Below are 15142 nucleotides of genomic sequence, written 5' to 3'. Positions count from 1 at the left end.
TACGAAGGCTCCGCCAATGGCGTGGCGCAGCCAAGTTTCTAAACGCGTCGAGTTAAGCGCTTAATCAAAAGGGGCGACAGTCATGACAGATAAAGGATACAACTTCAAGCTGGGGGTTCACCCGATCAACTGGGTCGGGGAGGATGTCAAAGAACACGGGGATCACTATTCCTACGAGCAGGTCATGGATGAGATAGCCAGCCTTGGCGTTACAGGTGTGGAAATGAGCAGGAAGTTCCCTGCCGATCCGGCTGTTTTGCAGCAGGAGCTGGGCAAACGGGGGCTGCGGCTGACCTCGCAGTGGAAGTCCGTGCTGTTCTCGGATGCGCAGCGCCGCGACGAGGAGCTGCAGGCTTACCGGAAGCACGCGCAATTCCTCAAGGCGATGGGAGCAGAAGTCGTCAGCACGGCAGAAGTTGGCGGCTCGCTGCATTGGGACCCGCGCCGCTCCCCGCATGAAAAGCAGGTCGCACACTTGACAGATGAGCAGTGGAAAAGCCTGGCCGAAGGGCTGAACCAGGCAGGGGAGATTTGCCGCGAATTGGGCATGAAGCTCGTTTACCACCATCACGGCGGGACGGTCGTGGAGCAGCCGGAGGAAATCGACCGCCTGATGGAAATGACCGATCCCGGGCTTGTCTACCTGCTGTACGATACAGGCCATGCCTACTACGGCGGCAACGACCCGTTGAAGCTGCTGCAAAAGTATTACGGGCGGATCGGCTACGTGCACCTGAAAGATATTCGCCAAAGCGTTCTCGACCAGGCAAGGGCGGAACAGGCTGATTTCGTCACCTGCATCCGCAGAGGGGTGTTCACTGTCCCAGGTGATGGAAGCCTCGATTTTGCCCCGATTTTCAAGGAGTTGGTCGAGCGGGATTATCAAGGCTGGGCTATGCTCGAAGGCGAGCAGGACCCGCTCGTTCACAACCCTTTTGCATACGCGAAAAGATCCATTGCCTTCATCGAGCAAACGATATCATCAACCAGAGGTGAGAAAGTATGAAGACGGTTTCCGCTCAGGAAAAAATCAATTGGCTGCAAAAGAAAAGCAGCGAGACCCGGAGGCTGATTCTGCAAACGGTGCACCAAGCAGGGGCAGGCCATGTCGGCGGGCCGCTGTCTGTGACCGATCTTTTGGTCGCTCTTTATTTTGACGTGATGAATATCAAGCCTGACGAGCCGCTGTGGGCGGAGCGGGACCGCTTTGTGCTATCCAAGGGGCACTCCGCGATCGCCCTCTATACGGTGCTGGCGCTGCGGGGCTACTTCCCGGTGGAGGAGTTGAAAACGTTCGACGATATCGACTCTCGCCTGCAAGCCCATCCGGACATGAAGCTGCTGCCCGGACTGGACATGTCCACAGGCTCGCTGGGGCAGGGAATTTCTGCCGCAGTCGGCATGGCGCTGGGCGCAAAGCTGAAGCAGCAAGCGTTCTCCACATACTGCATCATTGGCGACGGCGAATCGCAGGAAGGGCAAGTATGGGAAGCGGCGGACGTAGCGGCCAAATACGAGCTGGACAATCTGGTAGTCATCATGGACTACAACAAGCTGCAGCAATTCGGCTGGAAGGGAACGGAAGGCCGCGAACGGGAAATCCCGATCTTTTCCCCGGAAGACCGCTGGGCGGCGTTCGGCTGGAACGTGCTTGCCATCGACGGCCACGATGTGGAACAGATCATCGAGGCGTGCCAGCAGGCGAAGCGCGTGCAAGGCAAGCCGACCGTCGTAATTGCCCACACCGTTAAAGGCAAGGGCGTAAGCTTCATGGAGAACAACTACACATGGCATGCGAAAGTGCCGAATGCGGAAGAGCTGAAAGCAGCCTTGGAAGAACTGGATATGGGGGTGTAGAAGATGCAATTACAGCTTGATAAAAAAGTAGCCATGCGCGATGCGTTTGGCGAAACATTGCTGCAATTTACGAAGGACGATCCGCGAGTGTACGCAGTCGATGGCGACCTGGCGACCTCCACCAAGCTGGATAAAGTAGCGGAGGGGAATCCGGCCAAATTTTTGCAGATGGGCATCGCCGAGCAGAACATGCTCGGAGTCGCTTCCGGTCTGGCAACAGTCGGCTTGCAGCCGTGGGTGTGCACGTTTGCCGCTTTTATTGTGAAACGCTCTCTGGACCAGATCGCCGTGGCGATTGCCCAGCCGAAGCTGGACGTGAAAATGATCGGGGCCTACAGCGGCTTGCTGACCGGATGCACGGGAAAAACGCATCAAGGTCTGGAAGATATCGCGATCATGCGCAGCCTGGCCAACATGGTCGTCCTGGCTCCGGCGGACGCGGTCGAAGTGAAAAAGGTGATGGAGTTCGCCCGCGACTACCACGGTCCCGTGTACATTCGGCTGGCGCGCGACCCGCTGCCGACCCTTTTTGCGGAAGAAACGCACACGTTTGCGCTCGGCAAAGGCGTCAAGTTGATCGCAGGACAGGATGTGACGATCATTTCAACCGGGACGCAAACAGGCCGCGCCGTTCAGGCTGCGAACCTGCTGCGCGCGGAAGGCATTCAGGCGGGTGTCCTGCACTTGCCGTCCATCAAGCCGATAGATGTGGAAGCTATCGTGGAGGCCGCTGAACGGACAGGGGCGATTGTCGCCACAGAAGAACATAGCATCTACGGCGGGCTGGGCAGCGCTGTAGCTGAGGTGCTGGTAGAGAACAAGCCCGTGCCGATGACAAGAGTCGGGGTGCGCGATCTCAATTCGGAATCCGGGCCAAACGACGCCCTGCTGAAAAAATACCAGATTGCCGTCGAGGATATCGTCCAAGGGGCAAAGGAAGTTTTGCAGCGAAAGGAGAAGGAAAATGTCTAAATTGATCGTTCCGAGCCAGCAACCAAACCAGGAGAAAAGCGTGGTCAAGGTCACACCGGAATCGGCAAACTGGGGCTATGTAGGCTTCGAGGTGTACACGCTTGCCAAAGGCGACAAAATCAGCATGGACACAGGGGAGCAGGAAGTGTGCATCGTGCTTCTCAGCGGGTATGCCAACGCGAGAACAAAGCAGCAGGAGTGGAACAACATCGGGCAGCGCATGCACATTTTCGAAGAAATCCCGCCCTATGCCGTCTACGTGCCATCTGGCGATCAGTATGAGGTAGAAGCCTTGACAGATGCCGAGATCGCCGTGTGCACAGCTCCGGGCAAAGGCACGTACGAGGCGAGACTGATCGCGCCAAAAGACATTCGGGTAGACATGCGCGGCTCCGGCAAAACGCTGCGCCGGATTCATAACATTTTGCCTGAGGATCAACCGGCGGACAGCCTGCTGATTGTCGAAGTCTACACGCCAAACGGAAACTGGTCGAGCTATCCGCCGCACAAGCATGACCAGGAGAACCTGCCCAACGAAGCGTATCTGGAGGAGACGTACTACCATCGCATCAAACAGGCGAACGGCTTTGCCTTGCAACGCGTGTACACGGACGACCGCTCGCTGAACGAGACGATGGTGGTCAAGGACGGCGATGTGGTGCTGGTGCCAAAAGGCTACCATCCCGTATCGGCACCTCCCGGCTACGACCTGTACTACTTGAATACGATGGCGGGGCCAGTGCGGACCTGGAAATTTACCAACGATGCCGACCATGAATGGATGATGACGCAAACGGTGTAAGCGAAGCAAGCGGGCCATGGGGATTCCTATGGCCTGCTTGAAACGAAGGGGAAAGCAGAAGGGGAGTGGAGCACAGATGAGTCAAAAACGCGTGCGCTGGGGCGTGTTGAGCACAGCCAGAATCGCGGTAAACACGATGATTCCGGCGATTCTGGAGGCGGACAACGCCGAGGTTGTCGCCATCGGCAGCCGGAACGAAAAAGTTTCGGAAGTTTCTGCGAAATTCAATATTCCCAACGTCTATAACAGCTATGAAGAAGTGCTGGATGATCCCGAGGTGGATGCCGTGTACATTCCGCTTCCGAACAGCATGCACAAGGAATGGGTGCTCAAGGCGGCAGACAAAGGAAAGCATATTTTGTGCGAAAAACCGATCGCGCTGAATGCGGCGGAAACAAAAGAGATGATCGAGCATTGCCAAAGCAGGCAGGTGCTGTTGATGGAGGCGTTCATGTACCAGTTCCATCCGCAGCACCAAGTGGTGAAAGCGCTGCTCGCGGCCAACGAGATCGGCACGCCCAGGCTGATCCGCGCCAACTTTACCTTTCGGATCGAAGACCGGAGCCGCGATTACCGTCTGGACCCGCAGCTCGGTGGCGGCAGTTTGTACGACATCGGGTGCTACTGCATTCACTCCATCCGCAATATTTTGCAATGCGAACCGAAACGGCTGTACGTCCACTCCCCGCGCGATCCGGAATTTGACGTGGACATGTCGGCTGTCGCGCTGCTGGAGCTGGACAACGGGATGCTGGCGACGTTTGACTGCAGCTTTGACATGGTGCGCCGTGAACGGTACGAGATTGTGGGGACGCATGGGACGATCCAGGTGCCGCGCTCTTACAATTTGCCCGAGTATTTTGACGGGGAAGGCATCGTGATTGTGGAAAAAGAAGACGGCGTGTCCAGAGTGGAAAAAGTGCGCGGGAACGAGTACAAGCTGGAAGTCGAGCATTTTTCCCAATGCGTGCTGGACGGCTCCCAACCGCTTTATTCCGGGGAGAGCATCTTGCAAAACATGAAAGTGATTGAAGCCTGCTATGAATCAATCCGCTCGGGCAAGTGGGTAAATCTGGCGTAATAAAAATGATCGAATTAAATATTTTTTCGAACAAATTTGAATTGAAAATCAACTGAGCCTCATTTAAACTTAAGGTAAGCGGTTACCTTAAAACTCTGAGAGAAAACGTTTTAGCAAATAGCGATGATGGAGGAATAAATATGAGCGGCCAAGTGCGCACGGCAGTAATCGGATTAGGAAGACTCGGATATTGGCATGCAGAAAACCTTGCGACAAAAGTGAAAGGCGCCCAGCTAGTAAAGGTAGTGGACCCGTTGGAAGGCCGCGCGGAGCAGGTAGCAAGAGAGCTGGGAGTTCCAGGCTGGTCCAAAGACCCTCGCGAAGTATTTGAGGACGCAAATATCGACGCGGTAGTTTTGGTCACACCTACGAGTACTCATGCGGAGATGATTACCCAGGCGGCGACGCACGGAAAACAAATTTTTGTTGAAAAACCGATTACCCAAACCGTAGAGGAAGCCGACGAGGTTATCCAAGTGTTAAACAAACACAACGTTTTCTGTCAGGTAGGCTTCATGCGCCGATTCGATCCGGCTTACGCGGAAGCAAAAAGACGGATCGCGGCCGGGGATATCGGCAAGCCGCTCTACTTTAAAGGAGTGAGCCGCGACGGCAACTGCCCGCCCGCAGAATTTATCAAGCACAGCGGAGGACTGTTCCTCGATGTCGCCATTCACGACTACGATATCGCCCGCTTTTTAATGGGGACGGAAGTGGAAACGGTTACAGCGACGGGGAATGTGCTCTTGCACACTTTTATGAAAGACTATCACGATGTCGACCAGGCGGTGACCACCCTGACCTTTGCTTCGGGAGCGGCGGGAGACATCGAAACAATGCGAATCGCCCCGTACGGCTACGATATCCGCGGCGAAGTCATCGGCACGGAAGGCTCCATTCAAATCGGATCGCTGCGCCACCACGATGTTCTTTTGCTGACTGCCAATGCCAGCACGCATGACATCATTCCTGACTTCCCGACGAAGTTCAAGGACGCCTACCTGCTGGAAATGATTCATTTCATTGACGCGGTGCAAAAGGGAGAGCGGCCTGCGTGCACGGAAACAGACGGAAAAATCGCCCTGGAGATCGCAGCGGCAGCGACCGAGTCGTTTCAAACAGCGAAGACGGTAAAGCTCGATAAAAAAGTGTCCATTTAATCAATCCAAATTGAAAAAATGGAGGTGACTACCTTGGCGTTGCTGGAAATGAAGGGCATTAGCAAAGCATTTTCCGGTGTGACGGTCTTGCACGACGTTCATCTGGACGTTCGGCAAGGAGAAGTGCACGTCCTGCTCGGGGAAAACGGCGCAGGAAAATCAACGATTATCAAGATCATGACCGGAGCCTACACGAAAGACCAGGGCGAGATTCGCTGGGACGGCAGGCCAGTCGAGATCGCAAAGCCGAGCGATGCGATTGATATCGGCATTGCCACGATTTATCAGGAGCTGAACCTGATTCCGCATCTTTCGGTCGCAGAGAACATTTTTCTGGGCCACGAAAAGAAAAAGCACGGCCGCTACTCTTTTCTGGATCGGAAGTACATGCGAGAAAAATCGAAGGAACTGATGGCGAAGCTGGGGCAAAGCATCGACCCGAACGCATTGGTGAGCAGCTTGGGGGTCGGACAGCAACAATTAGTGGAAATTGCTAAAGCGCTTTCTTTGAATGCCAAGCTGATAATTATGGACGAACCGACATCGAGCCTGAGCGCCCAGGAAGCCGAGCAGTTGCTGGCGACGATCGAATCGTTGCGGGAGCAGGGCATGACGTTCATTTACGTGTCCCATCGGCTGGAAGAGATCAAGCGCATCGGGGACCGGATCACGGTTTTGCGGGACGGGGCAAAGATCGAAACGGTAGATGTCAGCACGACGTCCATTGACCGGATGATCGAGCTGATGGTCGGCCGCTCGCTGCATAACAAGTATCCGAAAAAGACGTTTACCCGGGGACAGGAAGCGTTGCGGGTGGAGAACCTGAAGCTGAAAGGGGCTGCCCACGCCATCAGCTTTGCTGCCTATCAGGGCGAGATTCTCGGCTTTTCCGGTTTGGTCGGCGCTGGCCGCAGCGAGCTGATGAAAACGATCTTCGGCGCGGAGCCGAAGGAGACGGGCAAAGTCTACGTCTTCGGAAAAGAAGCGGTGATTCGCCAGCCGCGCGACGCCATCGAGGCAGGATTTGCGTTCATTACGGAAGACAGGAAGACGGAAGGGCTGTTCCTCGATCAGTCGCTTATTTTCAATATGTCCATCGCCAATTTGCGCGAAGTCAAAAGCAACGGGCTGCTGAGTCCGGTGAAGATGAAGGAAGTAGCGGAAAAGTACGTGCGCGAGCTGCAGATTCGCCCGAACAATATCAATCTGATGGGGCGGAACTTCAGCGGAGGAAACCAGCAAAAGGTCGTCATCGCCAAGTGGCTTTTCACCCAAGCGCGCATTTTTATTTTTGACGAGCCTACTCGCGGCATTGACGTGGGAGCAAAGGTAGAGGTCTACAACTTAATCAATGACCTGGTGGACTTGGGCGCATGCGTGCTGATTGTTTCGTCGGATTTGCCGGAAATTCTCGGGATGTGCGACCGGATTCTCGTGATGAGCGACGGACGGATCACCGCCGATCTGCAGCGGGAGGAAGCGACGCAAGAAGTAATCATGAAAGCAGCAACAGGAGGTTGATAGAAAATGAAGGAACAGTCCAACTCTGTGACAGTCACCACAGGGACAAGTGCCAGCAAGACACTGAGCTTGAATTGGAAAACGTTTGTCGGCAAGTTTGGGGCTTTGTTCGGACTCCTCATCCTTTCCGCGTGCTTGAGCATTCTTTCTCCGAATTTTCTGCAAGCCGAAAACTTGATGAATATCGCCCGGCAGTCTTCCATCAACGCGTTGCTCGCCATCGGCATGCTCTTGCCGATTTTGACGGCGGGAATTGATTTGTCTGTCGGCTCCCTGCTGGCATTGGCGATCACAACGACGGGGATTTTCGTGGTGAACTGGGGGATGCACCCGCTGCTTGGGATTTTGCTGTGTCTCGCGATTGGAGCGCTCGGCGGATGGTTCAACGGGGTTTTGCTCACCAAGCTGAGATTGCCGCATCCTTTTATCTCTACATTGGGCACGATGAATATTTTTCGCGGGCTGGCACTCATCATCACAGCCGCCTCTCCGATTTTCGGCTTCCCGCTCATCATCAACTACGCCGGCTATGAAAACATCGGGATTTTCCCCGTGAGCTTTATTCTCGTGATAATTACGTATATTCTTTTCCATCTGTTTCTTACGCGCACAGCGACGGGACGGTATATTTACGCGATCGGCGGCAACAAGGAAGCAGCCCGGCTGGCTGGTATTCCTGTGGACCGGATTCTGATTCTCGTCTACACCTTGAGCGGCTTGATGGCCGGTCTGGCGGGCCTTGTCCTGATCGGAAGGACGGATTCGGCGTCGCCGATTGCCGGATTGTCGTATGAGCTTGACGCGATTGCAGCCGTCATCATCGGTGGCGCCAGCTTCTTCGGCGGTGTGGGGACGGTATGGGGCACATTGATCGGGGCGCTCATCATCGCCGTGCTGCGAAATGGCTTGAACTTGCTCGGGACGACCTCCGATTTGCAAGTGGTCGTCATCGGCTCTGTCATTATCGCTGCCGTGTACGTCGATGTCCTGCGCCAGCGTTCGGCCAAAAAATAGGAAGGCGTCGAGGAGGAGCGGACGATGAGCAGGAAGATTTGGAAAGCCGTTTTTTCAAGCATGGTCCTTTTAAGCCTGGCAGCATGCGGGCAGCAGCCTGGCAGTCCTGAAGGCTCTTCGACTCAGCAGCAGCCACAGACGGGTTCCGGTGAACAAAAGCCGAAAATCTACGTCGTCTTGAAGACGTTGAACAGTGAGTATTTCCAATTCATAGAAGCGGGGGCAAAAGCGGCGTTCCAGGATTTCAACGTGGACGGGACGATCATGGCCCCCTCGAACCAGACACAAGTGATGGAGCAAGTCAACATGATTGAAGACTTGCTGAACAAAAACCCCGATGGGCTGGTGCTTACTCCCAGCCAGCCTGTTGCCGTCGTTTCGGCGTTGGCGAAGTACAAAGCAAAAGACATCCCGGTTGTGTTGCTGGACAGCGATGTGGATTGGGAGGACAAAACGACTTTTATCGGCAACGACGATGCGCTGAGCGGGCAAAAAGCGGGCGAAACATTGGCAGCGAAGCTGAGCAGGGGAGACAAAGTAGCGATTCTCGAAGGGATTTCCGGCACTCCGACCAGCGCCAAGCGCGTACAAGGAGCGAGAGAGGCACTGGAACAGGCGGGAATGATCGTTGCCGCTTCCGAGGCTGCGAACTGGGATCGGGTGGAAGCGGTATCGGTCATGGAAAACGTCTTGCAAGCCCATCCTGATATAAAAGGCGTGGTCGCCGCAAACGATGAAATGGCGCTCGGCGCGATTCGCGCGAGTGAGGCGAAAGGCAAGGATATCGCCGTCGTCGGAATGGACGGCATCATCGAGGCGATTGAATCGATCCAGAAAGGCTCGATGGATGCTTCAATCGCGGTGAAAACGTATGATATGGGCTACAAGGGCGTTGAAAATGCGGTAAAAGCCATTCGCAAAGAAACCGTGCCTAAGCAAATCGTGACAGAGATTGACGTCATTACGCCGGACAATGCCGAAGCAAAGCTCGCCCAAGCGAAAGGGCTTCTAGGGAAATAAAGGAAGGAGCTATCAACGCTACAAAAGCTACGAAGCTCGGCGCGGTCAGGCTGTTTGTACGAATCGCCTGTCTTGAATGCGAGCTGCTCAAGGGCCAGATGGCTGGCCTCAGCCGATTCTCAGGGGGAGTAGTTTTTCGCTCTCTGGGCGAAGCGGCAGCTCCAGCACTCGATAACAAAAAGGGGGACTGACGGATGGCTGAAACAGTCCGTTGTGCCGTAGTGGGACTTGGTCGGGCTGGTTTTTCCCATGCCGAAAATCTGGTCAACAGCGTAAAAGGAGCGGAGCTTGCTGTCGTTGCCGCTACCCGCAAGGAACACGCCGAAGCTGTAGCGAGCAGGCTCGGGGTCAGGCACGCGACCAATACCGTAGACGACATCTTCGAAAATCCCGAGATTGACGCTGTCATCATCGCCACGCCGACTGCCACGCATAAACAACTGATCCAACGGGCGGCAGAGAGCGGCAAGCATATTTTTGTCGAAAAGCCGATCACGCGAACATCGGAAGAAGCAGAGGAAACGATCCGCATCATCCGCGAGCACCGCGTCATGTGCCAGGTCGGTTTTATGCGAAGGTTTGATCCTGCCTATGCTGAAGCGAAAAAACGGGTGGACGCAGGCGATATCGGCAAGCCGATCTACTTTAAAGGCATCGGCCGTGATCCCGGCTCTCCGCCTCTTGACTACATGAAGCATAGCGGCGGGATTTTTCTGGACTTGTGCATACACGATTACGATATCGCCCGGTATCTGATGGGCGCTGAGGTCGCTTCGGTCACAGCGTTTGGCCGCATTTTGGCGCATCCTTTTCTGGAGGAATGCCGCGATGTCGATCAGGCGTTGACTCATCTGACTTTTCACTCCGGGGCAATGGGAGACATCGAAGGCAGCCGCAACGCCTTTTACGGCTACGATATACGCGGGGAGATCATGGGGACAGAAGGGACGATCCAGATTGGCTCGTTGCGGCACCACGATGTGAAAATCATGACGGCCAAAGGCAAAACGCACGATCTCATTCCCGATTTTCCGACCAGATTCAAAGATGCTTTTTGCCTGCAATTGCAAAGCTTTGTGGACAGCATCCGCAACCGGCAAGCGCCAGCGGTATCGGCAGCCGATGCCAAAATCGCCCTGCAAATCGCGGAGGCGGCTACCAAGTCGTTTCGGACAGGTACGACTGTGCAAGTAGCGGCCGATCAGCCGGAGTGAAATTCAGATTATTCAGTTACATCAGGCGCAGGAAGCCGCACCTGCCGGGCTGCCAGCGTCCTGACGCTTGTCTCGATTTGGGGGAGGCGTGTCAGGATAAGTAGTCTTTCGATTTTGATTTTTCAAAATGAAAGTGTTTACACTCGGGAATGGTCTGTATTATAATGCCATTAAGAAAACGCTTAACCAAACATACGAGACAACTTCATCGGCCAAAAAGCGCTGAAAAACGGGAATGTTCGCCTGTTTTAACACAGCGCAATCTATGTTCTATCCATTTTTTTATGAGAATTGGTTAAGCGCTTATTCAAGCCGCAAAAGGTTGAGAAGGAGGGAGCAGGCCGGTCGAGGTTTTCCAAAAACGTATGTGGGCTATAGCAAAAAAGAATGAGCACACGGGGGGTTCCTATGAAAAAGAGAATTGCGATTCCATTGATTTTGATGATGATGTTCTCCGTTCTGGCCGGCTGCGCTGGGCAAGCAAACAATAGCACTGGAGCGACGGACGGAAATCAGCAAGGGTCTTCAGACGGTAAGCCAAAAGTCACCGTTGTCTTGATGGAGCTGAGCGCGCAGTATTTTAAATTCATGGAAGCGGGAGCAAAAGCTGCTTTTCAAGAGTTTGGCGTAGATGGAAAGGTGATTGCTCCTTCCAACCAATCGCAAGTCATCGAGCAGGTAAACATGATCGAAACGACGCTGAATGAAAAGCCGGATGCGCTGGTCTTGATGCCTTCCCAGCCTGAATCCGCTCTCCCGGTATTGAAGAAGTACAAGGAAAAAGGCATCCCCGTCCTGTTGATCGACACAGACGTGCCGAATTGGGAGGATAAAACCTCTTATATCGGAACCAATAACGACGAAGCAGGCTATACAGCCGCACAGCTTGTCGCCAAGCAGCTTAACAAAGGGGACAAGGTCGCCATTCTCGAAGGAATCGCCGGAACTTATGCCAGCGAGACGCGGATTGCCGGAGCGAAAAGAGGGCTGACGGAAGCCGGGCTGGAGATCGCAGTTTCGCAGTCGGCTGACTGGGATCGGGTAAAAGCTACTTCGGTAATGGAGAACATTTTGCAAGCGCATCCAGACGTCAAAGCGGTCGTTGCGGCCAATGACGAGATGGCGCTGGGAGCCGTGCGCGCTACGGAAGCAAAAGGCTTGAAAATCCCTGTCGTCGGCGTCGACGGAATCATTGAGGCGGTTGAGTCCGTGAACAAAGGCGTCCTGTTCGGCTCGGTTGCGCAGAAGCCGTATGACATGGGCTACCTCGGCGTGAAAAATGCGCTGGCGGCGATTAAAGGCGAGCCGGTGGAAAAACGCATCGACAGCGGACTCGATACGATCACCAAAGAAAATGCGGAATCCAAGCTGAAGGATCTGAAAGCAAAGCTGGGGCAATAAAAAGCACATGGAATAAGCGACGGAGGAGGAAGGTCACACTTCCTCTTTCTGCTTATTCACTATCCTTTCCACGACAAGGTGAAGCAGCGTGCAAAGTTCAATTGGAAAACGATTAGTCGGCAGTTTTTTGTTCATGGCCATTTTGCTCGGGGTGACGAGCGGCATCGCTTATTGGGCGTTAAGCAAGGTCAACCAGTCTTACCTGGATGTTTTGAATCACACGGTCGTTCTCGAAGGCCATGTGAAAAATATGAAGTACTACGTGGTCCAGCGCAACCAGCATATCGATCATTACTTGCTGACGTTCGATCAGGACTACCTGTCTTTGTTGCAGCAGGATAGCGAAAAAATCAGCGAGCTGTTGGAGCAGTCGGCTGCCTTGATGGATAGCGAAGAAGGGAAGTCCAAAATTGACTATTTGCGGGAATGGAATACGATGTTCGGGCAGAAGGTGGAGCACGTCATCGCGCTGAGCGCGACAGACAGGGAAAAAGCCAAATCAGAAGCGGTCCACAGCGTGATTCCGTTTGGGAACATCATGCTCGACATGGCAGAGGAAATTACGGCTCAGCTCGAACAAAAGGTCGAGCTGGAGCTGGCAGACAATCAACAGCATGTCGCCTCGACGCTTTTGACGATGATTGCGATCAGTGTCGGGGCGGTTGTGGCCGCTGGCTGGATCGGAATCAAAATCGCCCGCTCGATCTCCAGGCCGCTGGAATCGCTGACCAAGGCGATTGAGGTCATCGCTTCGGGCCATATTGCCACAGAAGACGTCCACACACAGTCCAAGGATGAAATCGGCCAGCTCGTGCGCGGCTTCAATGCCATGAAAAACAACCTGCGGCAGTTGGTGCAGCAACTGCAAGAAAGCGCCGAGCGCCTGGCTGCCTACTCGGAGCAGCTCATGACGAGCGCGGAGCAAACGAGCCAGGCAACGGAGAGTATAACCGAGATCGTCCAGGAAGTAGCGGTCAGCTCAGACCAGCAGTTGCATCAGATTGAGGAAAGTGTCAGTTCCATCCATCAGCTTTCCGCGCGGATTCGCGATTTTGCCAAGGAGGCCGAAGAGACGGCTGCGCTATCTGCAGAGACTGCGGAAAAAGCGGTGCGCGGCAACGAGGGGGTACAGTGGAGCAAGGAGCAAATGAACGCGATTCACGCTTCGATTCAGCAACTGGCCGAAATGGTTGCCACGCTCGGCCAGCATTCCAAGGAAATTGAGCAAATTGTCGAGGTGATCTCCAACATCGCTTCGCAAACGAATTTGCTGGCCTTGAACGCAGCGATCGAAGCAGCGCGAGCCGGGGAGCACGGGGCCGGGTTTGCGGTTGTGGCGGATGAGATCAGAAAGCTGGCAGAGCAATCGACCTCATCGACGAGGCGGATTGTGTCGATCATCCAAAACGTTCGGGAAATGACCGTCAATGTCGGGGAGTCCATGCAAGCGGGGAAACAAGAAGTGGCTGCCGGGATGGAGCTTGTCCAGTCGGCAGGAGACATGTTCGTGGAGATCGAGCGATACGTGCAGATGGTTTCGCGGCAAATCGAAGCAGAAACAAGCTCGTTGCACAGGCTGTGTGATCGGGTACAGCTCGATGTTGCCGTCGTACAGGATGTGCGGAATATGTCGGAGAAAGTGTCGGCAGGAATGCAGCACGTATCGGCTGCCACCGAAGAACAGCTTGCGTCGATGGAAGAGATCGCCAGCTCGGCCAAGCAGTTGTCCAGCCTCGCGGATGAATTGCAGGCGGCGGTCGGGAAGTTCAGGCTGTAAGCGGCTTCTGTCCGGCGCATTGCCGAGGAAAATGAGCAAGCTGCGAGTCTACGGTTTGCTCTTTCTTGCGGGGATGGTCTTGTTTTACATCGTAGCAATCAGCGCAGCAGCGATTCGTCTGCTGAAAACATCCGATGTGGTCGCGTGAGCCTGGAAAAGAAGGGTTTTTCTGGACAGCAGCGAATAACGGTGTAAAAGTCTGATAATTCGACCTGATTAGGAGGCGGCGGCGATGGTTCAAGGCGGCAAGTACGTGATGGTGGAGCCAGGGGTCGAAATTTTTGTGCAGGACACAGGACAGGGCAAGCCGATCGTGTTTATTCCGGGCTGGACGTTTACTACCGAAGTGTTCCACAAGCAGGTCGAGCATTTTCAAGAGACGAACAGAGTCGTCGTGCTCGACCCGCGAAGCCATGGCAGATCGTCCGTGACGATGCACGGAAATGACTACGCGACACACGGCGCAGACCTGGCAAAAGTGATCGAGGCGCTGGAGCTGAAAGATGTCACGCTGGTCGGCTGGTCTTTTGGCTGCCTGACGATGTGGGAATACGTCAGACAGCACGGAACGCGCGATTTGAAATCATTGGTCTTTATCGACCTGTCGCCGAAGCCGCTGTCGACCAATCATGAGCAGGACTGGGTGGAAGGGCCGCTCGACGAGATTGCCGCTGCCTACAACTATTATTTGCGGGACTCCGAAAAGCAGCGGGAATTTATCGAAGCGTACGCGACCGGGGTTATGGTACAAAGAGAGTTGCAGGCAGAAGAGCTGCTCTGGATTATCGAGCAGTCCATGAAAACGCCTCCCTACATCGCGGCGAACTTGTTTGCGTCCGGGATGTTTTCCGATTACCGGGCAGAGGCGAAGCTTGCGAGCGAGTCTGTGCCGACGCTGACGGTGGTGGCGGAGCATTGGGCAGAGACGGCCAAACGGTTCCTTGAACAGCATGCGCCGAAGTCCGCGGTGGAAGTATTGGGCGGGCACATGATGTTTTGGGAGCATGCCGACAAATTTAACTCACTGCTGGCTCAGTTCATCCATGCTGAAAAACATGTGGGCTAGAAAAAGGAAAAGGCAAAAGGCTGCACTTACCCCTGTCAAGTAGACACACACTAAAAAGCTTAAGCAGCCAGTTTGACTCGGTATTCAACCGGGGCACACTGGTTTAATCTTTTCTGGAAACGTTCATGGCTATAGAACCATATGTATTCATCAATGGCTTGAAGAAGCTCTTCCTCTGTTTTACACTGAGAGAAGTACGACGTTTCCGTTTTCAGATGGGAAAAGAAGGACTCTATGCATGCGTTGTCTAGGCAGTT

General features: G+C 54.3%; 14 protein-coding genes. 13 read left to right on the top strand and 1 reads right to left on the bottom strand.

Translation table 11 applies throughout. The features are described from left to right. Positions 1–82 precede the first annotated feature (82 nt). The 13 genes from iolE to AC27IT_RS20045 all read left to right on the top strand — a co-directional run bounded on the left by iolE (position 83) and on the right by AC27IT_RS20045 (position 14885). Positions 83–1006, top strand: a complete 924-nt coding sequence (iolE, locus tag AC27IT_RS20105; protein WP_007785976.1) for a myo-inosose-2 dehydratase — start codon at positions 83–85, stop codon at positions 1004–1006. Next, a complete protein-coding gene (locus tag AC27IT_RS20100; protein ID WP_025844082.1) occupies positions 1003–1857 on the top strand; it encodes a transketolase in 855 nt (284 codons plus the stop codon). The genes iolE and AC27IT_RS20100 overlap by 4 nt, the downstream gene beginning before the upstream one ends. 3 nt (positions 1858–1860) lie before the next feature. Then, complete coding sequence (locus AC27IT_RS20095; RefSeq protein WP_026558072.1) at positions 1861–2829, top strand: transketolase family protein; 969 nt, start codon at positions 1861–1863, stop codon at positions 2827–2829. Then, the gene (iolB, locus tag AC27IT_RS20090; RefSeq protein ID WP_026558071.1) at positions 2822–3631 is read left to right on the top strand and encodes a 5-deoxy-glucuronate isomerase; all 810 of its coding nucleotides are present in this window, start codon (positions 2822–2824) and stop codon (positions 3629–3631) included. The genes AC27IT_RS20095 and iolB overlap by 8 nt, the downstream gene beginning before the upstream one ends. Before the next feature lie 76 nt (positions 3632–3707). Then, positions 3708–4712, top strand: coding sequence for a Gfo/Idh/MocA family protein (locus AC27IT_RS20085; protein WP_283858326.1), 1005 nt, complete (start codon positions 3708–3710; stop codon positions 4710–4712). 140 nt (positions 4713–4852) lie between these two features. Further along, positions 4853–5872, top strand: a complete 1020-nt coding sequence (iolG, locus tag AC27IT_RS20080; protein WP_025844085.1) for an inositol 2-dehydrogenase — start codon at positions 4853–4855, stop codon at positions 5870–5872. Between the two features lie 24 nt (positions 5873–5896). Then, complete coding sequence (locus AC27IT_RS20075; RefSeq protein ID WP_312027473.1) at positions 5897–7393, top strand: sugar ABC transporter ATP-binding protein; 1497 nt, start codon at positions 5897–5899, stop codon at positions 7391–7393. A 6-nt stretch (positions 7394–7399) separates the two neighbouring features. Beyond that, positions 7400–8407, top strand: a complete 1008-nt coding sequence (locus tag AC27IT_RS20070; RefSeq protein ID WP_025844087.1) for an ABC transporter permease — start codon at positions 7400–7402, stop codon at positions 8405–8407. Between the two features lie 24 nt (positions 8408–8431). After that, positions 8432–9427, top strand: coding sequence for a sugar ABC transporter substrate-binding protein (locus AC27IT_RS20065; protein ID WP_025844088.1), 996 nt, complete (start codon positions 8432–8434; stop codon positions 9425–9427). A gap of 194 nt (positions 9428–9621) precedes the next feature. Next, entirely contained in the window at positions 9622–10641 is a 1020-nt protein-coding gene (gene iolG, locus AC27IT_RS20060) for an inositol 2-dehydrogenase (RefSeq protein WP_025844089.1), read from the top strand. A 408-nt stretch (positions 10642–11049) separates the two neighbouring features. Continuing rightward, positions 11050–12042, top strand: a complete 993-nt coding sequence (locus tag AC27IT_RS20055) for a sugar ABC transporter substrate-binding protein (protein WP_025844090.1) — start codon at positions 11050–11052, stop codon at positions 12040–12042. Between the two features lie 88 nt (positions 12043–12130). After that, on the top strand, positions 12131–13819 hold the full coding sequence (locus AC27IT_RS20050; RefSeq protein ID WP_155808548.1) for a methyl-accepting chemotaxis protein: 1689 nt from the start codon (positions 12131–12133) through the stop codon (positions 13817–13819). A 232-nt stretch (positions 13820–14051) separates the two neighbouring features. Next, positions 14052–14885 (top strand): alpha/beta fold hydrolase, encoded by an 834-nt coding sequence (locus tag AC27IT_RS20045; protein ID WP_283858324.1) that lies wholly within the window; start codon positions 14052–14054, stop codon positions 14883–14885. 59 nt (positions 14886–14944) lie between these two features. Here AC27IT_RS20045 and AC27IT_RS20040 read toward each other — a convergent pair. Next, positions 14945–15142: IS3 family transposase (locus AC27IT_RS20040; RefSeq protein WP_487092065.1), on the bottom strand; the 198-nt coding region annotated here is incomplete at its 5' end.

Source organism: Brevibacillus sp. YAE8 (assembly GCF_057543335.1).
This window is presented reverse-complemented; position numbering and strand designations above follow the sequence as displayed.

What these genes read in the sequence shown, in the direction of transcription:
- iolE (WP_007785976.1), top strand. Translation starts at nt 83, where the DNA reads ATGACAGATAAAGGATACAACTTCAAGCTGGGGGTTCACCCGATCAAC.
- AC27IT_RS20095 (WP_026558072.1), top strand. Translation starts at nt 1,861, where the DNA reads ATGCAATTACAGCTTGATAAAAAAGTAGCCATGCGCGATGCGTTTGGC.
- iolG (WP_025844085.1), top strand. Translation starts at nt 4,853, where the DNA reads ATGAGCGGCCAAGTGCGCACGGCAGTAATCGGATTAGGAAGACTCGGA.
- AC27IT_RS20070 (WP_025844087.1), top strand. Translation starts at nt 7,400, where the DNA reads ATGAAGGAACAGTCCAACTCTGTGACAGTCACCACAGGGACAAGTGCC.
- iolG (WP_025844089.1), top strand. Translation starts at nt 9,622, where the DNA reads ATGGCTGAAACAGTCCGTTGTGCCGTAGTGGGACTTGGTCGGGCTGGT.
- AC27IT_RS20085 (WP_283858326.1), top strand. Translation starts at nt 3,708, where the DNA reads ATGAGTCAAAAACGCGTGCGCTGGGGCGTGTTGAGCACAGCCAGAATC.
- AC27IT_RS20065 (WP_025844088.1), top strand. Translation starts at nt 8,432, where the DNA reads ATGAGCAGGAAGATTTGGAAAGCCGTTTTTTCAAGCATGGTCCTTTTA.
- AC27IT_RS20045 (WP_283858324.1), top strand. Translation starts at nt 14,052, where the DNA reads ATGGTTCAAGGCGGCAAGTACGTGATGGTGGAGCCAGGGGTCGAAATT.
- AC27IT_RS20100 (WP_025844082.1), top strand. Translation starts at nt 1,003, where the DNA reads ATGAAGACGGTTTCCGCTCAGGAAAAAATCAATTGGCTGCAAAAGAAA.
- AC27IT_RS20055 (WP_025844090.1), top strand. Translation starts at nt 11,050, where the DNA reads ATGAAAAAGAGAATTGCGATTCCATTGATTTTGATGATGATGTTCTCC.
- iolB (WP_026558071.1), top strand. Translation starts at nt 2,822, where the DNA reads ATGTCTAAATTGATCGTTCCGAGCCAGCAACCAAACCAGGAGAAAAGC.